This is a genomic window from Streptomyces sp. NRRL WC-3742, from assembly GCF_000720635.1.
Taxonomy (GTDB): domain Bacteria; phylum Actinomycetota; class Actinomycetes; order Streptomycetales; family Streptomycetaceae; genus Kitasatospora.
Window position 1 is genome coordinate 55,580 of the sequence record NZ_JOCF01000036.1, and the last position, 22,982, is coordinate 78,561.

22 protein-coding genes and 1 riboswitch are annotated in these 22,982 nt (G+C 73.5%); of the genes, 9 read left to right on the forward strand and 13 right to left on the reverse strand.

Features of this window, described 5'->3' with window-relative positions:
• Positions 1–32 precede the first annotated feature (32 nt).
• Positions 33–1,232 carry an FAD-dependent oxidoreductase gene (locus IH61_RS0120570; RefSeq protein ID WP_031071867.1) on the reverse strand — a complete coding sequence of 400 codons (1,200 nt, stop codon included), beginning with the start codon at positions 1,230–1,232 and terminating at the stop codon, positions 33–35.
• A gap of 76 nt (positions 1,233–1,308) precedes the next feature.
• Positions 1,309–1,421, forward strand: a riboswitch (TPP riboswitch).
• On the opposite strand from IH61_RS0120570, the gene thiO reads away from it, so the two are divergent.
• The 4 genes from thiO to pknB all read left to right on the forward strand — a co-directional run bounded on the left by thiO (position 1,416) and on the right by pknB (position 5,536).
• The gene (gene thiO, locus IH61_RS0120575; RefSeq protein WP_031071869.1) at positions 1,416–2,585 is read left to right on the forward strand and encodes a glycine oxidase ThiO; all 1,170 of its coding nucleotides are present in this window, start codon (positions 1,416–1,418) and stop codon (positions 2,583–2,585) included. It overlaps the preceding riboswitch by 6 nt.
• Before the next feature lie 11 nt (positions 2,586–2,596).
• Positions 2,597–2,836, forward strand: coding sequence for a sulfur carrier protein ThiS (thiS, locus tag IH61_RS0120580; RefSeq protein WP_051837575.1), 240 nt, complete (start codon positions 2,597–2,599; stop codon positions 2,834–2,836).
• Positions 2,837–2,839: 3 nt separating this feature from the next.
• A complete protein-coding gene (locus tag IH61_RS0120585; protein ID WP_031071875.1) occupies positions 2,840–3,637 on the forward strand; it encodes a thiazole synthase in 798 nt (265 codons plus the stop codon).
• 108 nt (positions 3,638–3,745) lie between these two features.
• Entirely contained in the window at positions 3,746–5,536 is a 1,791-nt protein-coding gene (gene pknB, locus IH61_RS0120590) for a Stk1 family PASTA domain-containing Ser/Thr kinase (protein ID WP_158845122.1), read from the forward strand.
• 13 nt (positions 5,537–5,549) lie between these two features.
• Here pknB and IH61_RS0120595 read toward each other — a convergent pair whose 3' ends face one another.
• Positions 5,550–6,179, reverse strand: coding sequence for a molybdopterin-dependent oxidoreductase (locus IH61_RS0120595; RefSeq protein WP_031071878.1), 630 nt, complete (start codon positions 6,177–6,179; stop codon positions 5,550–5,552).
• A gap of 242 nt (positions 6,180–6,421) precedes the next feature.
• On the opposite strand from IH61_RS0120595, the gene bfr reads away from it, so the two are divergent.
• Positions 6,422–6,901 (forward strand): bacterioferritin, encoded by a 480-nt coding sequence (bfr, locus tag IH61_RS0120600; RefSeq protein ID WP_031071881.1) that lies wholly within the window; start codon positions 6,422–6,424, stop codon positions 6,899–6,901.
• Positions 6,902–6,917: 16 nt separating this feature from the next.
• Here bfr and IH61_RS43065 read toward each other — a convergent pair whose 3' ends face one another.
• Both IH61_RS43065 and IH61_RS0120610 read right to left on the reverse strand, forming a co-directional pair.
• Complete coding sequence (locus IH61_RS43065; protein ID WP_420713985.1) at positions 6,918–7,208, reverse strand: (2Fe-2S)-binding protein; 291 nt, start codon at positions 7,206–7,208, stop codon at positions 6,918–6,920.
• A gap of 256 nt (positions 7,209–7,464) precedes the next feature.
• The gene (locus IH61_RS0120610) at positions 7,465–8,799 is read right to left on the reverse strand and encodes a class II 3-deoxy-7-phosphoheptulonate synthase (RefSeq protein WP_031071883.1); all 1,335 of its coding nucleotides are present in this window, start codon (positions 8,797–8,799) and stop codon (positions 7,465–7,467) included.
• A 327-nt stretch (positions 8,800–9,126) separates the two neighbouring features.
• Between IH61_RS0120610 and IH61_RS0120615 the strand changes: the two genes are divergently transcribed.
• A complete protein-coding gene (locus IH61_RS0120615; RefSeq protein ID WP_031071884.1) occupies positions 9,127–11,085 on the forward strand; it encodes an anthranilate synthase family protein in 1,959 nt (652 codons plus the stop codon).
• A 79-nt stretch (positions 11,086–11,164) separates the two neighbouring features.
• Here the strand turns inward: IH61_RS0120615 and IH61_RS0120620 are convergent, their stop codons facing one another.
• From IH61_RS0120620 to IH61_RS0120630, 3 genes are read right to left on the reverse strand one after another with little or no spacing between them, the layout of a single operon-like run.
• A complete protein-coding gene (locus IH61_RS0120620; protein WP_031071885.1) occupies positions 11,165–11,839 on the reverse strand; it encodes a response regulator in 675 nt (224 codons plus the stop codon).
• The gene (macS, locus tag IH61_RS0120625; protein WP_234327267.1) at positions 11,839–13,032 is read right to left on the reverse strand and encodes a MacS family sensor histidine kinase; all 1,194 of its coding nucleotides are present in this window, start codon (positions 13,030–13,032) and stop codon (positions 11,839–11,841) included. Before macS ends, IH61_RS0120620 begins: the two co-directional genes overlap by 1 nt.
• A 31-nt stretch (positions 13,033–13,063) precedes the next feature.
• Positions 13,064–13,897: a lysophospholipid acyltransferase family protein gene (locus tag IH61_RS0120630; protein ID WP_031071889.1), complete on the reverse strand. Its 834-nt coding sequence runs from the start codon at positions 13,895–13,897 to the stop codon at positions 13,064–13,066.
• A gap of 148 nt (positions 13,898–14,045) precedes the next feature.
• Between IH61_RS0120630 and IH61_RS0120635 the strand changes: the two genes are divergently transcribed.
• Together IH61_RS0120635 and IH61_RS0120640 are read left to right on the forward strand one after the other, a co-directional pair.
• Positions 14,046–14,840 carry an alpha/beta hydrolase gene (locus IH61_RS0120635; protein WP_037973149.1) on the forward strand — a complete coding sequence of 265 codons (795 nt, stop codon included), beginning with the start codon at positions 14,046–14,048 and terminating at the stop codon, positions 14,838–14,840.
• A 10-nt stretch (positions 14,841–14,850) separates the two neighbouring features.
• A complete protein-coding gene (locus IH61_RS0120640) occupies positions 14,851–15,576 on the forward strand; it encodes a hypothetical protein (RefSeq protein ID WP_051837558.1) in 726 nt (241 codons plus the stop codon).
• A 21-nt stretch (positions 15,577–15,597) separates the two neighbouring features.
• Here the strand turns inward: IH61_RS0120640 and IH61_RS0120645 are convergent, their stop codons facing one another.
• From IH61_RS0120645 to IH61_RS0120665, 5 genes are all read right to left on the reverse strand, one after another.
• Complete coding sequence (locus tag IH61_RS0120645) at positions 15,598–16,365, reverse strand: endonuclease/exonuclease/phosphatase family protein (RefSeq protein WP_031071895.1); 768 nt, start codon at positions 16,363–16,365, stop codon at positions 15,598–15,600.
• Positions 16,366–16,372: 7 nt separating this feature from the next.
• Positions 16,373–17,317 (reverse strand): ROK family glucokinase, encoded by a 945-nt coding sequence (locus IH61_RS0120650; protein WP_031071897.1) that lies wholly within the window; start codon positions 17,315–17,317, stop codon positions 16,373–16,375.
• Between the two features lie 192 nt (positions 17,318–17,509).
• Complete coding sequence (locus IH61_RS47050; RefSeq protein WP_051837560.1) at positions 17,510–17,881, reverse strand: DUF5304 family protein; 372 nt, start codon at positions 17,879–17,881, stop codon at positions 17,510–17,512.
• Positions 17,882–17,954: 73 nt separating this feature from the next.
• Entirely contained in the window at positions 17,955–19,127 is a 1,173-nt protein-coding gene (locus IH61_RS0120660; RefSeq protein WP_031071900.1) for an ArsA family ATPase, read from the reverse strand.
• 25 nt (positions 19,128–19,152) lie between these two features.
• Complete coding sequence (locus IH61_RS0120665) at positions 19,153–19,611, reverse strand: SRPBCC family protein (RefSeq protein WP_031071902.1); 459 nt, start codon at positions 19,609–19,611, stop codon at positions 19,153–19,155.
• 347 nt (positions 19,612–19,958) lie between these two features.
• Between IH61_RS0120665 and IH61_RS0120670 the strand changes: the two genes are divergently transcribed.
• Positions 19,959–21,752: an AMP-dependent synthetase/ligase gene (locus tag IH61_RS0120670; protein ID WP_031071904.1), complete on the forward strand. Its 1,794-nt coding sequence runs from the start codon at positions 19,959–19,961 to the stop codon at positions 21,750–21,752.
• Positions 21,753–21,817: 65 nt separating this feature from the next.
• On the opposite strand, the gene IH61_RS0120675 is transcribed toward IH61_RS0120670, so the two are convergent.
• Positions 21,818–22,954: a glycosyltransferase family 4 protein gene (locus IH61_RS0120675; protein ID WP_031071905.1), complete on the reverse strand. Its 1,137-nt coding sequence runs from the start codon at positions 22,952–22,954 to the stop codon at positions 21,818–21,820.
• Between the last annotated feature and the right edge of the window lie 28 nt (positions 22,955–22,982).

Sequence of the window (22,982 nt, forward strand, 5' to 3'; positions counted from 1 at the left end):
CCACCAGACTGCCACCTCCGCGCCGTCCGGAGCTAAACGGTGGCCCCCTTGAGCGCCACCGCCGGGTCCGCCGCGAGGGCCGGGTCGAGGGCGGCGCCGCGCTCGATGAGCTTGCGCCCCTGGGCGAGGTCGCGCGGCCGGTCCACGGCCAGCAGGGCGCTGGGCACGCCCCCGCGCAGCCAGAGCACCGACCAGGAGCCGTCCTCCGGGCTCCCCCGCCACAGCAGTTCGTCGCCCTCGGCGTGCCGGCCGGCGTACTGGACCATCCGGCCGAACTGCTCGGACCAGAAGTACGGCACCGGGTCGTACGGCGCCGCGTCCTCGCCGAGGAGGGCGGCGGCCGCCGCGCCGCCGGAGTGCAGAGCGTGGTCCCAGTGCTGGACGGCCAGCCGGGCGCCGGAGCGGGCGGAGGGGTAGCTGACGCAGTCCCCAGCCGCGAGGACGCCGGGCACGCCGGTGCGCAGCCGCCCGTCCACCACGATCGCGCCGCTCGCGTCCAGCTCGACGCCGGAGCCGGCCAGCCAGCCGGTCGCGGGCCGGGCGCCGATGCCGACGACCACCTCGTCGGCGGGCAGGTGCGAGCCGTCCGCCAGCCGGACCGAGCCCGGCTCGACGGCCTCCACGCCGACGCCGCAGCGCAGGTCGATCCCGGCCTCGGCGTACCAGGGGGCCATCGCCCGGCCGATCTCGGCGGGCAGGGCGCCCGGCAGCGGGGCCCGTCCGGCCTCGACCACGGTCACCTCGCAGCCGGCCTGGCGGGCGGCGGTGGCCACCTCGGCGCCGATCCAGCCCGCGCCGACCAGCACCAGCCGGCGGCCGGGGCGCAGCAGGGCCCGCAGCGCCAGCGCGTCGTCCAGGGTGTGCAGCAGGTGGGCCCGCTCGGCGCCGGGCAGGGCGCGCGGGACGGCGCCGGTGGCGATCACCAGGGCGTCGTACGGCAGGTCGCCCGCGTCGGTGTGCAGGGTGCCGGGGGCCAGCCCGGTGGCGCGGCGGCCGAGGAGCAGCTCGACGCCGAGGGCGTCGTAGTCGACGTCGAGAGTGGTGGCGTCGGCCTTGCCGAGCAGGACGTCCTTGGAGAGCGGCGGCCGGTCGTACGGCGCGTGCGGCTCCTCGCCGACCAGCACGATCCGCCCCCGCCAGCCGCCCTGCCGCAGCTTCAGGACGCACTGCGCCCCGGCCAGCCCGGCGCCGACGACGACCGCGATCCGCTCATTTCCGCTCAGCTCTGCCACGCCCGTCACTGTACTCAGGGCTTTGTCCCACCCTTCGTACGGGCCTTCGGGCAGGCAGACGCCCGGAGTTAAGGTGGGAGCACCACACGGGAGCCCGGCGAACCGGGCTGAGAGGCGGGCTGGCACGGCCTGCGACCGTCCGAACCTGATCCGGGTCATACCGGCGAAGGGAGAAGAGCAGCCTTGTCACGCTTGCTGAAGGATGCCCACACCGAGGTGCTGGTGATCGGCGGAGGCATCATCGGCCTCGCCGTCGCCTGGCGCGCGGCGCAGCACGGAGCAGGGCGCGTGATCGTGGTGGACCCCTCGCACGGCCACGGCGCCGCCGGGGTCGCGGCCGGGATGCTCGCCCCGGTCACCGAGGTCCAGTACGGCGAGGAGCCGCTGCTGCGCCTGAACACGGCCTCGAACGAGCGCTACGCGGCCTTCGCCGCCGAACTCACCGAGGCGAGCGGGGGCCTGGACACCGGCTACCGCCGCTGCGGCACGATCGCCGTCGCCCTGGACTCCGACGACCGCGAGGAACTGCGCGACCTGCACGCCTTCCACCAGCGCCTCGGCCTGGACTCGACCTGGCTCACCGGCCGCGAGGCCCGCAAACTCGAACCGATGCTCGCCCCCGGCGTGCGCGGCGCCCTGTACGCGGCCGACGACCACCAGGTCGATCCCCGCCGCCTGCTCAAGGCCCTGTACGCCGCCTGCGAGGGCGCGAACGTCCTGCTCCACCGGGCCGAGGCCCTCGAGCTGCTCATCGAGGACGGCCGCGCGACCGGCGCCCGGCTGAGCACCGGCGAGAGCGTCACCGCCGACCAGGTGGTCCTGGCCGCCGGCCCGCGGAGCCACCGACTGCCGGGCCTGCCCGAGGGTGTGCTGCCCGCGATCCGTCCGGTGAAGGGCCAGATCCTGCGCCTGCGCGTCCCGCAGGCGTACCGGCCGTTCCTCTCCCGCAACGTCCGCGCGGTGGTGCGCGGGCAGCACCTGTACGTCGTCCCGCGCGAGGACGGCGAGCTGGTGATCGGCGCGACCAGCGAGGAGCAGGGCTACGACACCACCGTCACCGCCGGCGGGGTGTACGAACTCCTGCGCGACGCCCACGAGTTGGTCCCGGGGATCACCGAACTCCCGCTCGTGGAGACGGCTGCGGGCCTGCGCCCGGGCTCGCCGGACAACGCCCCGCTGCTCGGCCCGACGTCCCTGCCCGGCCTGGTCGCCGCGACCGGCCACTACCGCAACGGCGTGCTGCTCACCCCGGTGACCGCCGACCTGCTCGGCGAGTACCTGGCCACCGGCGAACTCCCGGACCTGGCACAGCCGTTCACCCCCACCCGCTTCGCCACGAAGGCCGCCGCATGACCGAGAACCCCATGACCCAGAGCCGCCCGACCGACACCCGCCCGACCGAGATCGCCCTGACCGTCAACGGCGAGCCCCGCACGCTGCCCGCCGCCACCACCCTCGCCGAGCTGGTGGCCACCGTCAGCGCCGCCAACACCGGCGTCGCCGCCGCGCTCAACGAGGCTGTGGTGCCGCGCAGTTCGTGGTCCGGCACGCCGCTGAGCAGCGGTGACCGGATCGAGATCCTCACCGCCGTCCAGGGAGGCTGACCGATGGCCGACGACCTGCTGACCATCGCCGGGACGACCTTCTCCTCCCGGCTGATCATGGGCACCGGAGGCGCCCCCAGCCTCGAGGTCCTCGAGCGCGCCCTGCTCGCCTCCGGCACCGAGCTGACCACCGTCGCGATGCGCCGGGTGAACGCCACCACCCAGGGCTCCGTCCTGGACGTGCTGACCCGCAACGGCATCCGCGTCCTGCCCAACACGGCCGGCTGCTTCACCGCCGGCGAGGCGGTGCTGACCGCCCGCCTGGCCCGCGAGGCGCTGGGCACGAACTGGGTGAAGCTGGAGGTGATCGCCGACGAGCGCACCCTCCTGCCGGACCCGATCGAGCTGCTGGACGCCGCCGAGACCCTCGTCGACGACGGCTTCACCGTCCTGCCGTACACCAACGACGACCCGGTGCTGGCCCGCAAGCTGGAGGACGTCGGCTGCGCGGCGATCATGCCGCTGGGCTCGCCGATCGGCTCGGGCCTGGGCATCCGCAACCCGCACAACTTCCAGCTGATCGTGGAGGCCGCGAACGTCCCCGTCGTCCTGGACGCGGGCGCCGGCACCGCCTCCGACGTGGCGCTGGCGATGGAGCTGGGCTGCTCGGCGGTGATGCTCGCCTCCGCGGTGACCCGCGCGCAGGACCCGGTCCTGATGGCCGAGGCCATGCGGCACGCCGCCGAGGCCGGACGCCTGGCCCACCGGGCCGGCCGCATCCCGCGCCGCTTCCACGCGGAGGCGTCCTCCGCGATGGCCGGCCGCGCGGACCTCGACACCCGGGAGCAGCCCGCGTTCTAGGCACCTCGCCCGGGCACCTCGCACGGGCACGTCACGCATGTCACAACCCGGTCCCGGAGGCGGCGCCCTCCGGGTCCGGGATCGGAGCGCGCCACTAGACTCCCCCGGGTGGACACGGGAATGCACGACCCCCTGATCGGTACCCTGCTCGACGGCCGTTACCAGGTCGAGCAGCGCATCGCCGCAGGCGGGATGTCCACCGTGTACAAGGGCACCGACACCCGGCTCGACCGGGTCGTCGCCCTCAAGGTGATGCACCCGCAGCTGGCCGGCGACGAGGGCTTCACCGCCCGCTTCATCCGCGAGGCCAAGGCGATCGCCCGGCTCACCCACCCCAACGTGGTGAACGTCTTCGACCAGGGCGCGGACGGCGGGAACGTCTTCCTCGCCATGGAGTACGTCCCCGGCCGCACCCTGCGCGACCTGCTGCGCGACCGCGGCGCCCTGTCGGTGCGCGCCGCCCTGGACGTCCTGGAGCCGGTGCTCGCCGCCCTCGGCGCCGCCCACCGCGCCGGGCTGGTCCACCGGGACGTCAAGCCGGAGAACGTGCTGATCACCGACGGGGGCCTGGTCAAGGTCGCCGACTTCGGCCTCGTCCGGGTGCTCGGCACCGCGGACGGCGCCCCCACCTCGGTGACCACCTCGACCGGCGGCACCGTCCTCGGCACCGTCTCCTACCTGGCCCCCGAGCAGATCCTCCCGGACGCCCCCACCGACCAGCGGGTGGACGTCTACGCGGCCGGAATCCTGCTGTACGAGATGCTCACCGGCCGCCGCCCGCACACCGGCGACAACCCCGTCCAGGTCATGTACAAGCACCTGCACGAGGACGTCCCCGCCCCCTCGCTGGTCGCCCCCGCCGTCGCCCCGGCGCTGGACGCCATAGTGGCCTTCGCCTGCGCCCGCGCCGCCGAGGCCCGCCCGTACGACGCCGTCGAACTGCTCGCCGCCCTCCAGCGCGTGCGCCGCACCCTCACCCCCGCCGAGCTCGACGCCGAGCCGCCCGCCTCCACCCGGCCCAGCCCCCGCTACCCGACCGGCGAGGCCACCTCGGTGCTGCGGCAGCGGCCCGCGCCCGCCGACCTCCGGCCCGCGCCGCCCGAGCGCACCAGCGTCCTGGACGTGCCGGCCGACCTGATGGAGCAGCTGCTCACCGAGCCCCGCCCGTACGACGAGCCCACCCCGGTGCGCCGCACCCGCCCGCCCCGGCTGCGCCGGCTGCCCCGCAGGCCGCTGATCTGGGCGGGCGCGCTGACGGCGCTGGTGCTGCTGGTCGGCGGCGCGACGTACGGGCTGAACCAGGGCCTGTACGGGTCGGTGCCGGCCGTGCTGGGCAAGGACCGCGCCGAGGCGCAGCGCGACCTGGACGGGCAGGGCATGCACGCCAGGTTCGTCGAGGTGTTCAGCGAGTCCGTCCCCGCCGGGCAGGTCATCTCCACGGACCCGGGGATCGGCGCCCGAACCCGCAAGAGCGACACGGTGACGGTCACGGTCTCGAAGGGCCCCAAGCGGATAGCGGTGCCGGACGTCACCGGCAAGACCACCGACCAGGCCGTCTCGGCGCTGACCGGCGTGCAGCTGATCAAGGGCAACGTGACGCAGACGTACAACGACTCGGTGGCCGAGGGCACGGTGATCAGCAGCTCCCCGGCGGCCGGGCAACTGCTGCCGGAGAACAGCTCGGTCTCGCTGGTGGTCAGCAAGGGCATGGTGCCCGTCCCCGACGTCACCGGGATGTCCAAGGAGGACGCCCAGCGGACGCTCCAGGCGGCCGGCTTCTCGATGCAGACCTCCGGGGTGAACCTGTTCGGCACCGGGAAGGTCTCCGGCCAGTCCCCGGCGGCCGGGGAGCGGCGCCCGCAGAAGACCGTCGTGACGGTCAACTTCCCGTTCCTGTAAGCCCGCCGGCCCTCTAGCGCAAGGGCCCGTCGCCTGGCTCCTCCTGGTGGGAGTAGCGCTGCTCGCGCCAGGGGTCGGCGAGGTTGTGGTAGCCGCGCTCCTCCCAGAAGCCGCGGCGGTCGGCCCGCATGTACTCCACCGCGCGGACCCACTTGGGGCCCTTCCAGGCGTACAGCCGGGGCACGACCAGCCGCACGGGGAAGCCGTGCTCGGCGGTGAGCACCTCGCCGTCGCGGTGGGTGGCGAGCAGGGTGCTCCCGTCCGCGAAGACGTCCAGCGGCAGGTTGGCGCTGTAGCCGTACTCGGCCCAGACCATCACGTGGGTGACGCCCGGCGCCGGGGGTGCCAGCTCGAGGAGGGCGGCGGCGGGCACGCCCGTCCACTCGTTGCCGAGGACGGAGAACTTGGTGACGCAGTGCAGGTCCCCGTGGACGGTGGCGCGCGGCAGGGCGCCGAATTCCTCGAAGGTCCAGGTGTGCTTCTCGGCGGAGGCGGTGGCGCCGAACACCTGGAGGTCCCAGGTCAGCCGGTTGAAGCGGGGCACCGATCCGTAGTACAGGGCGGGCCAGCCGCGCTGCCCGCGCTGCCCCGGGGGGAGCCTCGGGTCAGGTGGCGGAATCGGTTCTTTCTCGGACTGACCCATGGGTCCATGGTGACAGACGGCGGCCGAGGCCCGACGCGCGCCCCTTCACCCCTCCTTCACGCCCCGCCCATATGGGCCAACGGTCGATCGCACACTCTCGGACAGCGGTGCAAATCGGATATTCCGACACATGTCCTAGTGAGTGTGAACTTACTGGAATTACCTCCCATCACGGTGCCAGGATTCGCAGCGCAGGCCCGACCGCAGGGCACCGCAGGACGTAGGCACCGGGAGGCACCACCATGCAGGGCGATCCAGAGGTCATCGAGTTCCTCAACGAGCAGCTCACCGCCGAGCTCACCGCGATCAACCAGTACTTCCTGCACGCCAAGATGCAGGAGAACTTCGGCTGGACGAAGCTCGCCAAGTACACCCGGCACGAGTCCTTCGACGAGATGAAGCACGCCGAGACCCTCACCGACCGCATCCTGTTCCTGGACGGGCTGCCCAACTACCAGCGGCTGTTCCACGTCCGGATCGGGCAGACGGTCAAGGAGATGTTCGAGGCGGACCGCCAGGTCGAGGTCGAGGCGATCGACCGGCTCCGGCGCGGGATCGTGGTGATGCGGGCCAAGAACGACGTCACCTCGGCGAACATCTTCGAGGACATCCTGGCCGACGAGGAGCACCACATCGACTACCTGGACACCCAGCTGGAGCTCCTGGAGAAGCTCGGCGAGGCGCTCTACCTCGCCCAGCTCATCGAGCAGCCGGAGTCCTGAGGCCGACGAGCCCCTCTCAGGCCACGCGCAGCGGGAGCACCGGGGCCAGGGATGACTCCGTAGCCGCGTCCTGCGTCTCCGGGTCGGCGAGCCCCAGCTTGGCGGCCAGCCGGGCGGTCGGGCAGGGCCGGGCGCCGTGCTCGCCGAGCAGGGCCTGTATCCGCCGGACGCAGGAGCCGCAGTCGGTGCCCGCCTTGCAGCCCTTGGCGATCTGGCGCGGGGAGTTCGCACCGGCGTCGATCGCCTTCTTCACCTGGTCCTCGGTGACCGCATGGCACATGCACACGTACATCGCGGTCTCTCCCAAGGACTGAGTGGATCTTGACTAAGGCAAGCCTTAGTTCACTGAGCCTCACCTTACCTGGCATTCCGGGTACGAAAAAGCCCCTCCGGCTTCGGGAGTCCCGAATCCGGAGGGGCCTTCGTCACAGTTACTCGCCCGCTCGCCTCCGGGCCGCTCCGACCCGGTGCCGACACTCCACGCTCCGGCGCTCCTTCGTCGCTGGTCGCTCGTCGCTTTCGGCACCGGCGCGGCCCTTCGGCTCGGGGCGGGGCGCGGACCGTCACTGGTTGCGGTAGGTCTCCGCCACCAGGAACGCGAGGTCCAGCGACTGGCTGCGGTTGAGCCGCGGGTCGCAGGCCGTCTCGTAGCGCTGGTGCAGGTCGTCGACCAGCACCTCGTCGCCGCCGCCGACGCACTCGGTCACGTCGTCGCCGGTCAGCTCCACGTGGATGCCGCCCGGGTGGGTGCCGAGGCCCCGGTGGACCTCGAAGAAGCCCTTGACCTCGTCGAGCACGTCGTCGAAGCGGCGGGTCTTGTGACCGCTGGACGCCTCGAAGGTGTTGCCGTGCATCGGGTCGCAGATCCACACCGGCTGGGCGCCGGAGGCGGTGACCTTCTCCACCAGGGTGGGCAGGTGCTCGCGGACCTTGCCCGCGCCCATCCGGGTGATGAAGGTGAGGCGGCCGGGCTCGCGCTCCGGGTCCAGCTTCTCGATCAGCGTGAGCGCCTCGTCGACCGTGGTGGTCGGGCCGAGCTTGACGCCGATCGGGTTGCGGATCCTGGACGCGAACTCGATGTGCGCGTGGTCCAGCTGCCGGGTGCGCTCGCCGATCCACACCATGTGGCCGGAGACGTCGTACAGCTCGCCGGTGCGCGAGTCCACGCGGGTCAGCGCGGTCTCGTAGTCCAGGATCAGGGCCTCGTGCGAGGAGAAGAACTCGACGGTCCTGAACTCCTCCGGCGCCACGCCGCAGGCGTTCATGAACGCCAGGGCGTTGTCGATCTCCCGGGCGAGCTGCTCGTAGCGCTGGCCCGCCGGGGAGTTGCGCACGAAGTCCTGGTTCCAGGCGTGCACCTGGCGCAGGTCGGCGTACCCACCGGTGGTGAAGGCGCGCACCAGGTTCAGGGTCGCGGCGGACGCATTGTACATCCGCTTGAGCCGCTCCGGGTCCGGGATGCGGGACTCGGGGGTGAAGTCGAAGCCGTTCACCGAGTCGCCCCGGTAGACCGGCAGGGTCACGCCGTCGCGGGTCTCGGTCGACTTGGAGCGCGGCTTGGAGTACTGCCCGGCGATGCGGCCGACCTTCACGACCGGCACCGAGGCGGCGTACGTCAGGACGGCGGCCATCTGCAGCAGGGTCTTCAGCTTGTTGCGGATGTGCTCCGCCGAGACACCGTCGAAGGCTTCGGCGCAGTCACCGCCCTGCAGGAGGAACGCTTCCCCACGCGCCACGGCTCCGAGCCGGGCGCGCAGCTGGTCGCACTCGCCGGCGAAGACGAGCGGCGGATACGAGGCGAGCTCGGCAAGGGTCTTGCGCAGAGCCTCTTGGTCCGGCCATTCAGGCTGCTGCGCCGCGGGCAGGGACTGCCATGAGTGAAGATTCGTTGCGGTCACACGGGCAAGGCTACGGGGTGAGCCCGGTGATCCGTGACCATTGCCCGGTGGATGAGACACCTTCCGGACAACCATTCCGGCGCGGCGTAGACGCGTTGATGTGATCCGCTACGCTCAGCCCCATGCACGCGCACCGCACCCACTCCTGGTGGTGGACCCCCCTCCTGGGCGGCCCACCGATCGCGCGTTCCTAGACGAACACGAACGGCCGCCCCTCGGGGCGGCCGTTCTCGTTGGAGCAGACGGCCCTCCGGGAGCGGACCCAGCACCGCCCTCGCCATCCATCCCGGAAACATCCATCCCGGTAACCCGGAAGGAAGCCGTACCGTGACGACCGCCGTCGAACTGCTCGCCCGCCTGACCTCCCCCGGCGCCCCCGCCTTCGCCCTGCTGCACCGCCGCACCCCGCGGCACGCCCCCGACACCGTCGAGGTGCTGCTGGGCACCGTCGCCGACCACGAGCACCTCGCCGACCTGCCCGTACGTGAGGGCGTCCCGGTCGGCGGCCCGACGCACGACCTGCTCGCGCTCGTCCCGTACCGGCAGATCCGCGAGCGCGGGTTCGAGGCGCACGACGACGGCGCCCCGCTGCGGGCCCTCTCCGTCGAGGAGCAGTACGCCCTGCCTCTGGCCGAAATCGCCGCCGCCCTGCCGCACCTGCCGGTCAACCTCACCGGCGGCGCCTTCGACGTGGACGACGAGGCGTACGCGGAGATCGTCCGCACGGTGATCGAGGAGGAGATCGGCAACGGCGAGGGCGCCAACTTCGTCATCCGGCGCGACTTCCACGCCACCCTGGAAGCCCCCGGCGGAGCCGGAACCGGACACTGCTCGCCCGCGCTGGCGCTCTCCCTCTTCCGCCGCCTGCTGGAGCAGGAGCGCGGCGCCTACTGGACGTTCCTGGTGCACACCGGCGACAGGGTGCTGGTCGGGGCCTCCCCCGAGGTGCACGTCCGCCAGAGCGGCGGCACCGTCGTGATGAACCCGATCTCCGGCACCTACCGCTACCCGGCCGCCGGCGCCGACCTCGACTCCCTGCTCCGCTTCCTCCACGACCCCAAGGAGCTCGAGGAGCTGACCATGGTCGTCGACGAGGAACTCAAGATGATGTGCACGGTCGGCGACCTCGGCGGCCAGGTCCTCGGCCCCCGGCTCAAGGAGATGTCCCACCTCGCCCACACCGAGTACGAGCTGCGCGGGCGCACCTCCCTGGACGTGCGCGAGGTGCTGCGCGAGACGATGTTCGCCGCCACCGTCACCGGCAGCCCGGTGCAGAACGCCACCCGGGTCATCAAGCGCTACGAGCCCACCGGGCGCGGCTACTACTCCGGCGCCCTCGCCCTGATCGGCCGCTCCGCCAGCGGCGGGCAGCTCCTCGACTCGCCGATCTGCATCCGCACCGTCGACATCGACCCGGCCACCGGCCGGGTGGTCGTCCGGGCCGGCGCCACCCTGGTCCGCCACTCCGACCCGCGCTCCGAGGTCGCCGAGACCCACGCCAAGGCCGCCGGGGTGCTCACCGCGATCGGCGCCCTGCCCGCGCCCACCCGTCCGACCGGCCCCAGCGGCCCGCGCCTCGGCGACGACCACCGGGTGCAGGCCGCCCTCGACTCCCGCCGCGCCGACCTCGCGCCGTTCTGGCTGCGGATGCAGGCGGCGGCCACGGTCACCGAAGCCCTGCCGACCCTGGTCGTGGACGGCGAGGACACCTTCACCGCGATGCTCGCCCACCTGCTCACCTCGCTCGGCCACCAGGTCGACGTCGCCCGCTTCGACGAGCCGGGGCTTCGGGAGCGCGTCGCCGCCCACCGGGGCCCGCTGGTGCTCGGCCCCGGCCCGGGGGACCCGGCGCTCGCCGAGGACCCGAAGATGGCGCTGCTGCGGCCGATCGTCGCCGACTCCCTGGCCGCCGTCCGCTCCGGCGCCCGCACGGCGCCGCTGCTCGCCGTCTGCCTCAGCCACCAGTTGCTCTCCGCCGAGCTCGGGCTGCCGCTGGCCCGCAAGGCCGTCCCGTACCAGGGGGCACAGGAGTCGGTCGACCTGTTCGGCACCCGCCGGACGGTCGGCTTCTACAACACCTTCACCGCCCGCTGCACCGACGCCGAGGCGCAGCGGCTCGCCGCCGCCGGTGTCGAGGTCGCCCGCGACGCGGCCACCGGGGACGTGCACGCCCTGCGCGGCCCCGGCTTCGCGGGCCTCCAGTTCCACCCGGAGTCGGTGCTCACCCGCGACGGGCTGGACATCGTCGCGGGCCTGCTGCACGAGGCGACGGCCGTCCGGGGCTGAACCGGTCGCGCCGAACCGATCACGCCGAACCGATCACGCTGAACCGATCGGGCCGAACTGATCGGGCTGGACGGGGAGTTCAGAGCTCCTCGTCCAGCCCCTGCTCGATCGCGTAGCGGACCAGCTCGACCCGGTTGTGCAGCTGCAGCTTGCCCAGGGTGTTCTGCACGTGGTTCTGCACCGTCCGGTGCGAGAGCACCAGCCGGTCGGCGATCTGCCGGTACGACAGCCCCTTCGCCACCAGCCGCAGCACCTCGGTCTCACGCGCTGTCAGCTTCGGGACATCCGGCGCCGAGGCCGGGGCCGGCTCGGAGGCCAGCCGGCGGAACTCCCCGAGCACCAGCCCGGCCAGGCCGGGGGTGAACACCGCGTCGCCGACGGCCGTACGGCGCACGGCCTCCAGCAGCTCGTCCCGTCCGGCCGACTTCACCAGGTACCCGGTGGCGCCGGACTTCACCGCCTCCAGCACGTCCTGGTGCTCGCCGCTGGCCGAGAGCACCAGCACCCGCACCGACGGGTCGCTCGCGACGACCTGGCGGCACACCTCGACGCCGGGCAGGTTCGGCAGGTTGAGGTCCAGCACGATCACCTGCGGCGAGCTGGCCCGGGCCCGGCGCACGGCCTCCTCGCCGTCCCCCGCCGTGGCCACCACGTCGAGCCCGGCCTCGGCCAGGTCCCGCGAGACGGCCTCGCGCCACATCGGGTGGTCGTCCACCACCATCACGCGCACGGCCTGCACCGGCTCTCCGGTCATCACTCGCCCTCCCTCGGGACCCGCAGTTCCACCTCGACGCCCTCCCCGGGCGCCGAGTACAGCTCGGCCGTGCCACCGAGGTCCAGCAGCCGGCCCCGGATGGACTGGGAGACGCCCAGGCGCCCGGCCCGCTCCGCCTCGCCGAGCCGCCCGGGCGCGAAGCCGGGCCCGTCGTCGCGGATGCTGACCGTGACGGCCTCCGGCTCGTCCTCGACCAGGATCCAGGCCCGGGCCCGCTCCCCGGCGTGCCGGCGCACGTTGTCCACGGCCGCGCCGACCGCCGCCGCCAGCTCGCCCGCCGCCGGGCCGGGCAGCAGCACCGGGGTGCCGGGGGCGGAGAGCGTGATCCGCTCGTCGGCGTACGGGCGCAGCAGCGCGGTGAGGTCCCGCGGCTCGTCCGCGTCGGGGGCCGCGGCGCGCTGGGCGGGCAGCGGGCCGCCGGTCATCAGCGCCCGCAGCGCCCGCTCCTGCTCGCCTGCGAGGCGGCCGAGTTCGGCGATCCCCTCCGCGCCGCCCGGCTCGCCGCCGCGCCGCTGGACCAGGGCGAGCACCTGGAGCACGCCGTCGTGGATGTCGCGGGAGAGCCGCTCGCGCTCCCGGGTGGCGGCCTCGACCTGGAGGGCCCGGGTGAGGGTCGCCTCGCTGGCCCGGGCCAGCTCGATCACGTACCCGATCGCGCAGCCGGCGACCAGCAGCAGCACGATGTTGTGGAGGTTGTCGCCGGTCGGCCCGCCGTGGCCGAGGACGTTGGCGACGCCGATCACCGAGCCCGCGGCCGCCGCCGGGCGCCAGCCGCCCTTGGCGGCGAAGCCGAGCACCGTACCGGCGGCCCAGATGGTCGGCAGGGTGGGTGCGCCGTGGTTGATCCGGGCCGGGGTGTCGGTCAGGCCGCTCATCACGATGCCGGTGACGACGAGGGTGAGGTCCACGCCCAGGACGTACCAGGTGCAGCGCTCCGGGTCGCCGAAGGCGCGGGTGGTGGCGAGCGTCCACAGGGCGAGCGCGCCGAGGAAGATCCAGCCGGCGACGGGGTGCAGGAAGTGCAGGTAGGAGTTGACGTACCGCAGCAGGGCGTAGGCCAGGGCCAGCACCCGGAAGTAGGAGATGGCCCGCCAGAGCGGGAGTTCGACGGACATGCCGCCGGCGGCCACCGTGCCGCCGACGGCCGTCGCCCCGCGACCGCCGTCCGTCATCCCCGCCCCTCCCCCGGAACGGGCCGGCCGGTCAGGCCGACCCGTTCTCCTTCTGCTGCTGCTCCTGCTCGGCCTTCTCCGCCTTCTCCGCCTCGGCCTTCTCCGCCTCGGCCGCCTTCTCCGCCTCGGCCTTCTCGGCCTTGAGGGCGGCCTTGCGCTCGGCGTCGGCCTTCTTCTTGTCGTCGGAGATCTGGCGCTTGGCGGCCGTCGCGTAGATGTCGACGTACTCCTGGCCGGAGAGCCGCATGATCTCGTACATCACCTCGTCCGTCACCGAACGCAGGATGAAGCGGTCGTTCTCCATGCCGTGGTAGCGGGAGAAGTCCAGCGGGCGGCCGATCCGGATCCCGGGGCGGATGCCGAAGTTGGGGACCACCTGGCCGGGCGGCTGGACCTTCTCGGTGTCGATCATGGCGACGGGGATGACCGGCGCGCCGGTGGCCAGCGCGACGCGGGCCAGGCCCCCGACCTTGCCCCGGTACAGCTTGCCGTCGGGCGAGCGGGTGCCCTCCGGGTAGACGCCGAAGAGCTCGCCGCGGTCCAGCACGGCGATCGCGCTGCGGATCGCGGCCTCGCCGGCGCCGCGCACGCCAGAACGGTCCACGGGCAGCTGGCCGACGCCCTTGAAGAAGGCGGCCGTCAGCCGGCCCTTGAGGCCCGGGGTGTTGAAGTACTCGGCCTTCGCGATGAACGTGACCCGGCGCCTGATCAGCGCGGGGAAGAAGAACGAGTCCGAGAAGGACAGGTGGTTGCTCGCGATGATCGCCGCACCCTCGGTGGGGATGTTCTCCTCACCCTCGATCCACGGCCGGAAGAAGATCCGAAGCAGTGGCGCGACGATCAACTTCATCAGTCGGTAGAACAACCGGGGCCTCCTGTTATGCGGACCGGTCGATCCTAATGCCCCGCGGACCCGGGCCGCGCCCGGGCCCGCCGATGGGGGCGGCCGGTGGGGGTGTACGCCCCGCACGGTGCATGGGACGATGCGTGTCCCCCCAGCGTAGGAGTCCGCCATGCCGCTGCTGCCCGGTGCCGAGCCCTACCGCCACCGCGGTTCGGCGGTGGGGGTGCTGCTGTGCCACGGCTTCACCGGGTCCCCCGCGTCGCTGCGGCCCTGGGCCGAGGAGCTGGCCGCCGCGGGGTACACCGTCTCGCTGCCGCTGCTGCCCGGGCACGGCACCCGTTGGCAGGACATGCAGGTCACCCGCTGGGAGGACTGGTACGCCGAGGTCGAGCGGGAACTGCTGGAGCTGACGCGCACCTGCGAGCGGGTCTTCGTCTGCGCGCTGTCGATGGGCGGGGCGCTGGCGCTGCGGCTGGCGGCCGTGCACGGCCCGAAGGTCGCCGGGCTGGTGCTGGTCAACCCGTCGGTCCGCTCGGACACCCCCGCGAGTGTGCTGCTTCCGGTGCTGCGCCACCTCGTCCCGAGCCTGCCCGGGATCGCCGACGACATCGCCCGCCCGGACGTCAGCGAGCACGGCTACGACCGTACGCCGCTGCACGCCGCCTGGTCGCTGTCCCGGCTGTGGAAGGAGGTGCAGGCGCGGCTGCCCGAGGTGACCCAGCCCGTGCTGCTCTTCCACAGCCCTCAGGACCACGTGGTCTCCGCGGCCAACTCGGAACTGGTGCTGGCCCGGATATCCTCGACGGAGGTGACGGAGCGGCTGTGCCAACGCAGCTTCCACGTCGCGACGCTGGATCACGACGCGGGGGAAATATTCGCGGCGAGCCTGGACTTCATCCAACGGCTGGCCCCCGCGCACGCGGCGGGCGTCACCCGGATCGAATCGGACGATCACCATGGCTGAAGGGCCGGAAGTGCACGAGAGCAGCACGGCGGGCGGCGGGGACGAGACTCCCCGCGAGGACGGCACACCGCCCCGCGAGGACGGCCCTGTCAACGGCGGCACCGAGCCGGGCGGCGGCCTGACGCGCCCTCCCGCGGACGGCCCCGCGAAGGGCCCCGGGGGCGACTCCGTCGAGCCCGCGCCCGAGCAGCCCGCACCGCGCCGCACCCCCGAGCGCAGCCAGGCCGAGCAGGACGAGATCTTCGCCGCCCTGATCGCCCAGTTCGACGACCCCGTCGACCTCAACAACCCCAACTGGCCCGAGGTCGAGAACCTCCGCGCCCAGAACGAGCTCAAGGGCGGCTACAAGGACGGCCCCGACCGCAAGGCCGGCGGGGACGACTTCGCCGACCTCGCCCCCCAGCCCCGCCCCCGCTCCGGCAAGCCGGTGCTCCCGGCGGCGACCCCGGGCCCGCGCGACTTCGAGCTGACCGAGGAGAGCGACGAGGGCCACTTCGTCCCGCCGGAGCCCCCGCCGCTGCCCTCGGCCGACGTGACCGCCAAGTTCGCCTGGCTGGCCGTCCTCGGCGGCCCGGCGCTGCTGCTGGTCGACGCGGTGGTCTGGCAGGAGGTCTCCGGCTGGCCCGCCTGGGTCGGCATCACCGCCTTCCTCGGCGGCTTCGTCACCCTGGTCGCCCGGATGAAGGACCGCGACGAGGACGAGCCCGAGGACCCGAACCACGGCGCGGTCGTCTAGGCCCTGTCCGGACGACAGGGCCTAAGCGACGCTCTGACGCTCGGGGATCTCCAGGAAGGCCAGCACCGGCAGGTGGTCGGTCGCGGCGCGCAGGTCGGCCTCGGTGACGCCGGGCAGTCCGTGCGGCACGCCGCAGCCGAGCACGGTGATCCCGGGCGTGGCGAACACCGCGTCGATCCGCTGGTAGGGCCGCTCCGGGACGGAGGTGAACTCCCCGCCCCAGGGCGCCGCGACGTGCCCGTCCTGCAGCCGGGAGGCCAGCAGCTCCCAGCCCGGCCCGTCCGGGTGCTCGTTGAAGTCCCCGGCCACGATGCCGAGTTCGGCGATCGCGAGCTGGTCGAGCAGCAGCTCGAACTGCCCGTACCGCTCCTCCGGGTTCAGGCTCAGGTGGCAGCTGGTGACGCTGAACGGCGCGCCGCCGGGCAGCCGCAGCAGCGCGGTGGCGAAGCCCCGGGCGTGCAGGCCCCGGGTCTTGGGCAACAGCCGGTCGTGCACGCCGAGCAGGTCCACCGCGCCGGGCCGCCCGAGCAGCAGCGGGCCGGCCGCCGTACGGCCCCCGCCCGCGAGCACCGTGGTGCCGGTGCTGCGGGCCAGCCAGGCCGCCTGCCCCTCGGGCCGCCAGTAGCGCGGGGACTCCTGGACGCAGACGAGGTCGGGCTCGCAGGCCCGGATCACCCGGGCGAGCGCCCGCCGGTCGTCGCGCAGCGAGCGGACGTTGTAGCTGAGCAGCCGCAGCCGCCGCGCCCCCGGGGACGGCGGCCGGACGGGCGCGGCGGGCGCGGCGGTCATGGGAGGCTCAGCGGGTGCGGGCGAGGTCCGCCGCGCCGACGATGCCGGCCGCGGAGCCCATCGAGGCGAGGACGACCTCGGCGCGCGGGCGGTGCACCCCGCCGGTCAGGTAGTGCTCGAAGCACTTGGCGACCGGGTCGAGCAGCAGCCGCCCGGAGTCGGAGACGCCGCCGCCGAGGACGAAGACGGCCGGGTCGAAGAGCGCGGCGAGGTCGGCCATGCCACGGCCCAGCCAGTCGGACAGTTCGGCGTAGCACTCCAGGGCGAGCGGGTCGCCCGCCTCGGCCGCCTCGGTGATGTGGATGCCGCGGATGGTCTCGGCGACGCCGTCGTTGAGCTCCAGCATCCGCTTGCCGCGCACCGGGTCGGCGGCGGCCTTCTCCCGGCCGTAGCGGCGCAGCGCCCGCCCGGAGGCGTACTGCTCCCAGCAGCCCTTGCCGCCGCAGCCGCACTGCAGGCCGTCCGGGACCATGTTGAGGTGGCCGATCTCGCCGGCCACGCCGAAGCGGCCGCGGTGCAGCCGCCCGTCCAGGACGATGCCGCCGCCGATGCCGGTGCCGACGGTGATCAGCAGCATGTCCTGGTGCTCGGCGGCGGCGCCGAAGCGGAACTCGGCCCAGGCGGCGCAGTTGGCGTCGTTCTCGACCACGGTGTCGAGGCCCGTGAGCTCCTCGATCCGGCCGCGCAGCGGCTCGTTCTCCCAGGCGATGTTGGGGGCGAAGATCACCGTCGAGCGGTCGCGGTCCACGAAGCCGGGAGCGCCGACGCCCACCGCCTCGACGCCGGGGTACTGCTCCTTGAGCTCGCGGACGGCCTGCGCGATCGCGTCGACCGCCCACTGCGGGTCGGCCGGGGTGGGCACCCGGGTGCGGGCGAGGATCGTGCCCGCCTCGTCGACGACGCCCGCCGCGATCTTGGTCCCGCCGACATCGACGCCGATGGTCAGAGCCATGTGTCCCTCAGCTATTCACTCGTTCCCGCTGGACGGAACGGTACCGCCCAACCGCGCCCCCGTACACTGCCTCGCATACATTAACCGAAGACATTTCCCGGCCAACCGGGCCGCGATACTTCAAAAGTCGTATCTATTCCGCCGTTCGGTGACGCATGCGAGCGGGGCGATCACGCTTCGAAGGTTACGGATTCACTGCTTGACAGACGGCTCGTCAGGCGTGTCGAGGTCGATCTTCTCGGTGGAGGCGCCCGGGCCGGCCGTCCAGCGGCCCTCGTGGCCCGAGACGGCGGCGCGGTAGGCGGCCAGCAGTTCGGCGCCGGCGGCGGCGATCCCGGAGCCGGCGGCGGCGAGGTGGGTGTAGACCTCGGGCCGGCTGGTGCGCAGGCGGTCGGTCAGCCCGGCCAGGGTGATCAGGGTGTCGGCGCTCGCCGCCTGGGCCTTCTCCCCGACGGCGGTGGCGAAGCGGCGCACCTCGTCCACCAGCGGGCCCAGCTCCGGCCCGAACGGGTTCTGCTCGCCCGTACGGTTCTCGCCCTCGGTCCGGTCCTCGGTGCTGGTCATCGCGGGCGCCTCCTCAAGCCGTGGCCGCACGGCGCGGCCCCGGCCCCGACGCTACCCGACGGGCCTGCCGCGCCTAGCCCTGCGGCCAGAGCGCGGGGTCGGGCGCGAAGCGCACCGAGAGCACCCCGTCGCCGAGCCCGGCCCCGGCCACCGTGCAGCGGCGCAGCGCCGAGGGCAGGGTGAGGACGCGGCGGTGCGAGCCGATGCCGACGACCAGGTCGTCGCCCCGGCGCACGAGGTCCAGTTCGGAGCGGTCGGCGCCGGGCAGTTCCAGGTGCCAGACCAGCAGGCCCTCCTCGGCGAGCCGGTCCTCGACGGGCCAGGGCTGCGCCTCGAGCCGCTCGGGCCCGTCGCCGTCCCCGTAGAGCCGGTCGGCGACGGCTTCCAACGTCACCTCGGCCAGGCCCGTGACCAGGACCGGGGCGTCCGTCTCGGCGGCGAGCGCGGCCAGTTCCTCGGCCCGGCGGCGGGCGAGCGCGGCCAGCCAGGGGTCGGGCGATTCCGCCGCGCCGTCGGGCAGGGCGCCGTGCACCACCACGGCGTCCGGCCGGTGCCCGTGCAGCGCGAGCCCGGCCCGTACGCGGCGCAGTTCCCCGTACGGGTGGCCGTCCGCGGGGACGACGAGGCGCACGCTGGTGCCGGGGTCGTCGACCGCGGCGCGGGACTCTGCGAGCGCCTCGGACGCCTTGGCGCGCCCCTCGTACAGCCACTCGGCGGGCATCGGGACGCCGGCCAGGCCGGCCAGCAGCGGGCGCAGCGCCCGGGCGGCCTGGCGCTGCTCGGGGACGAGCCGGTCCAGGTAGCGGTTGAGCTGCTCGGGCAGGGCGAGGGTGGCGATCAGCTCGGCGGGCGGCGGGGCGAGCACCACCAGGACGTCCTGGTCGGCGGCGGGCAGGGCGCGCAGCAGCGCGAGCCGGGCGATGCCGGGCAGGGCGGTGAGTTCCTCGGGGTCGAGGCGGTCGGCGCCGAGGAGGTCGAGCAGCGGGCGGAGCTTCTCGGTGAGCTCGCCGACGGCGTAGCGGAAGGCGGCCTGCTCGTCGATCCGGGAGACGTACAGGCCGGGTGCGTAGCGCGCCGGTTCGGGTTCGAGGCGGGTGCCGAGGGCGGCGTCCAGCGCGCGGTGCGGGTCGTCGGCGGCGAGCAGCCAGGTGCGGTGGCCGCGCCGGGCGGCGTGCAGGGCGGTGGCGGCGGCCACGGTGGGCGCGCCGGCGTCGCCGCTGATGAGGATGGTGCGCTTCGCCGTCATGCCGTCCGGCCCCCGTTTCCTGCCGTCAGCCCTGGGCGCGCCCGGCCGCGATGTCCTCGACGCGCTTCTTGAGGCCGGCCAGGGCGCGGTCGATGATGACCTTCTCGGCCTTGCGCTTGATCATGCCGAGCATGGGGATCTTGACGTCCACGGCGAGCTGGTACGTCACCTCGGTACGGCCGCCGGCCGCCGGGGCGAGGGTGTAGGAGCCGTCGAGGGAGCGGAGCATCTGGCTGCGCACCAGCGTCCAGGAGCACTCGCGGTCGCCGTCCCAGGTGTAGGCCAGGACGTGCTCGTCGCGGATGGCGCCGGCGTCGAGGACCAGCCGGACCTGGGCGGCGCGGCCGTTCTCGCCGGTTTCCAGGACCTCGATCTCCTTGACCTCGCCGGTCCAGGCCGGGTAGGCGGCGAAGTCGGCGATCACGGCCATGACCGTGGTCGGGGTCGCGTCGACGATGATGCTCGACCTGGTGTGCTCCGCCATGGAATGGCCCTCCGCGTCGTCCCTCTGCCTGCCGGCCCGGCCGAGGCGCTGCTCGGTCCGGTTCGCCCGGAGCAGGCTATCGCGCCCGGCGATCGCCCTGGAGGCGCGGGCGCGGTGCGGGCGTACGCCGGGGCCCGCAGGGGGCCCGGGGCGGGTCGCCGACGCGGAAAGCTACCGGCCGGTCACCCCCCGTCTGTCGTAGGGTGCCATTCGAACGACCTGGTCACGGCCGGGTCGGACCCGGCCGGGTGTGACACTTCGAACACCGGAGCCGACCCCCCTGGTCGAAGCCGCCTACCGGGCAGTAACGTCCTGCCGTCCCGCAGCGTCGCGAACGAGGAGCAGTCTTGCTCGACTTCAGCCTTCCGGCCCTCTACCAGGTACCGAGCGACGGTAACCTCTCCGACATCGTGCAGCAGAACGCCGAACGCCACCCGGACGTCGCCGTTCTCAGCCGCAAGGTGGACGGCCGCTGGCAGGAGTTGACCGCCGCCCAGTTCCAGGTCGAGGTGCAGTCGGCCGCCAAGGGCCTGATCGCCTCCGGCATCCGCCCCGGCGACCGGGTCGGCATCATGTCGCGCACCCGCTACGAGTGGACGCTGCTGGACTTCGCGATCTGGACGGCCGGGGCGATCACCGTCCCGGTGTACGAGACCTCCTCCGCCGAGCAGGTGGAGTGGATCCTCGGGGACTCCGGCGCCGTCGCCGTGATCACCGAGTCCGACCAGCACCGCAAGGTCGTCGAGGACGTCCGCGACCGGCTGCCCGGGCTCGCGCAGGTCTGGCAGATCGATCAGGGCGCCGTAGCCGCGCTGGCCGAGGCCGGCCGCGAGGTCGCCGACACGACGGTCACCGAGCGCCGCTCGGTCGCCACCGCCGACTCGGTCGCCACGATCGTCTACACCTCGGGCACCACCGGCCGCCCCAAGGGCTGCCAGCTGACCCACGGCAACTTCCTGGCCGAGTGCGGCAACGTGGTGGAGCGCCTGGCCCCGCTGTTCAAGACCGGCGAGAGCTCCGTCCTGCTCTTCCTGCCGCTGGCCCACGTGTTCGCCCGGATCGTCGAGATCGCCCCGGCGATGGCGCCGATCAAGCTCGGCCACGTCTCCGACATCAAGGACATCACCAACGAGCTGGCCACCTTCAGGCCGACCCTGATCCTGGGCGTGCCCCGGGTGTTCGAGAAGGTGTTCAACACCGCCCGCGCCAAGGCCCAGGCCGACGGCAAGGGCAAGATCTTCGACAAGGCCGCCGACACGGCGATCGCCTACAGCCGGGCGCTGGACGCCGGCGGCGCGGGCCTCGTCCTGAAGCTCAAGCACGCCGTCTTCGACAAGCTCGTCTACAGCAAGCTGCGCGCGGCCCTCGGCGGCCGGGCCACCCACGCCATCTCCGGCGGCGCCCCGCTCGGCGAGCGGCTCGGCCACTTCTACCGGGGCATCGGCTTCACCGTCCTGGAGGGCTACGGCCTCACGGAGACCTGCGCGGCCACCGCCTTCAACCCGGCCGACAGGCCGAAGATCGGCACGGTCGGCCAGCCGGTGCCCGGCGCCTCCGTGCGGATCGCCGAGGACGGCGAGGTCTTCTTCAAGGGCCCGCACGTCTTCACCGGCTACTGGAACAACCCGCAGGCCACCGCCGACACCCTCAAGGACGGCTGGATCGCCACCGGCGACATCGGCTCCCTGGACCGCGACGGCTACCTGACGATCACCGGCCGCAAGAAGGAGATCATCGTCACGGCCGGCGGCAAGAACGTCGCCCCGGCCGTCATCGAGGACCGCATCCGGGCGCACGCCCTGGTCGGCGAGGTCATGGTGGTCGGCGACCGCAAGCCGTTCATCGCCTGCCTGATCACCGTCGACCCGGACTTCTTCCCCAAGTGGAAGGAGCTCAACGGCAAGCCCGCAGGTGCCACCGTCGCCGACCTCAGGGAAGACCCGGACCTGCTGGCCGCCCTGCAGTCCGCCGTCGACGACGGCAACGCGGCCGTCTCCCACGCCGAGGCCGTCAAGAAGTTCCGCCTGCTGGACACCGAGTTCTCCGAGGAGAGCGGCCACCTGACGCCCTCGCTCAAGCTCAAGCGCAACGTGGTGCTCAAGGACTACGCCGCCGACATCGAGGCGATCTACCAGAGGTAGTCGCAGGTACGGACGTGGCCCCCGCCTCCCCAGGAAGGAGGCGGGGGCCACGTCCGTACGCGTTCCTAGCCCGCCAGCAGCGAGGTGAGCCGCCCGGCCAGCAGGTCCCAGCGCCAGGAGCGCTCCACCCAGCGGCGCCCGGCCTCGCCCATCCGTCGCCGCAGATCCTCGTCCTTCAGCAGCCGCACGATCCGCTCCGCCGAGGCCGCCGCCGAGCCGCCGGGCACCACGTACCCGGTCTCGCCCTCCAGCACCGCGTCCGGCGCCCCGCCGGAGTCTCCCGCGACCACCGGCAGGCCCGTCGCCGAAGCCTCCAGGTAGACGATCCCCAGGCCCTCGACGTCCAGGCCCCCGCGCCGCGTCCGGCAGGGCATCGCGAAGACGTCCCCGGCGCCGTAGTGGGCGGGCAGCTCCTCCCAGGGCACCGAGCCGGTGAAGCGCACCGAGTCCCGTACGCCCCGGGCGTCCGCCAGCTTCTCCAGGTCCGCCCGGTACGGGCCGCCGCCCACGATCAGCAGCACGGCGTCCGGCACGTCGGCGAGGATCTGCGGCATCGCCTCGATCAGGGTGTCCTGGCCCTTGCGCGGCACCAGCCGGGAGACGCAGACCACCACGGGCCGGTCCGCCAGCCCCAGGCGGCGGCGCACCTCGGCGCCCCCGGACCCCGGGTGGAAGGCCGTCTCGTCCACGCCCGGCGGCAGCTGCACCATCCGGGCCGCGGCCTGCGGCCCCACCGCGGCGGCGATCCGCGAGCGGGTGTACTCCCCCAGGTACGTCAGCACGTCGGTGCCCGCGCCGATCCGGCGCAGCAGCTGCCGCGAGCCGGGCAGCTGCGCCCAGGCGGCCTCGTGCCCGTGGGTCATGCCGAGCAGCCTCCCGGCCCCGGCACGGCGAAGCGTGGGCGCCATCAGGCCCAGCGGGGCGGCGGCGCCGAACCAGACCGAGTCGCACCTCTCGGCGCGCAGGATCTCGGCGGCCCGCCGGGTGACCCGCGGTGTGGGAACCATCACCTTCGTGCGGTCCCGGATCACCGGGAACGGCTGCTCCGCGTCGAAGGCCCGTACCTCGCTGCCGTCGCGCCAGGTGGAGGCGTAGACCACGATGCTCCCGGCGGGCTGACGCACCGCCATGTTGTGTACGAAGGCTTGGATGCCTCCGGGACGCGGCGGGAAGTCGTTGGTGACGATCAAGGTTCTGTGCATCGGGCCACGGCTCGCTCGGTCGGGGGGT

Excerpts from the sequence above, each read along its gene's own strand:
- IH61_RS0120665 (WP_031071902.1), bottom strand. The coding sequence starts at position 19,611 with ATGGCGGAGCACACCAGGTCGAGCATCATCGTCGACGCGACCCCGACC.
- IH61_RS0120660 (WP_031071900.1), bottom strand. The coding sequence starts at position 19,127 with ATGACGGCGAAGCGCACCATCCTCATCAGCGGCGACGCCGGCGCGCCC.
- IH61_RS0120635 (WP_037973149.1), top strand. The coding sequence starts at position 14,046 with ATGCCGCTGCTGCCCGGTGCCGAGCCCTACCGCCACCGCGGTTCGGCG.
- thiS (WP_051837575.1), top strand. The coding sequence starts at position 2,597 with ATGACCCAGAGCCGCCCGACCGACACCCGCCCGACCGAGATCGCCCTG.
- IH61_RS0120620 (WP_031071885.1), bottom strand. The coding sequence starts at position 11,839 with ATGACCGGAGAGCCGGTGCAGGCCGTGCGCGTGATGGTGGTGGACGAC.
- IH61_RS0120595 (WP_031071878.1), bottom strand. The coding sequence starts at position 6,179 with ATGGGTCAGTCCGAGAAAGAACCGATTCCGCCACCTGACCCGAGGCTC.
- macS (WP_234327267.1), bottom strand. The coding sequence starts at position 13,032 with ATGACGGACGGCGGTCGCGGGGCGACGGCCGTCGGCGGCACGGTGGCC.
- IH61_RS0120650 (WP_031071897.1), bottom strand. The coding sequence starts at position 17,317 with ATGGCTCTGACCATCGGCGTCGATGTCGGCGGGACCAAGATCGCGGCG.
- bfr (WP_031071881.1), top strand. The coding sequence starts at position 6,422 with ATGCAGGGCGATCCAGAGGTCATCGAGTTCCTCAACGAGCAGCTCACC.
- IH61_RS0120585 (WP_031071875.1), top strand. The coding sequence starts at position 2,840 with ATGGCCGACGACCTGCTGACCATCGCCGGGACGACCTTCTCCTCCCGG.
- IH61_RS0120675 (WP_031071905.1), bottom strand. The coding sequence starts at position 22,954 with ATGCACAGAACCTTGATCGTCACCAACGACTTCCCGCCGCGTCCCGGA.
- IH61_RS47050 (WP_051837560.1), bottom strand. The coding sequence starts at position 17,881 with ATGACCAGCACCGAGGACCGGACCGAGGGCGAGAACCGTACGGGCGAG.
- IH61_RS0120645 (WP_031071895.1), bottom strand. The coding sequence starts at position 16,365 with ATGACCGCCGCGCCCGCCGCGCCCGTCCGGCCGCCGTCCCCGGGGGCG.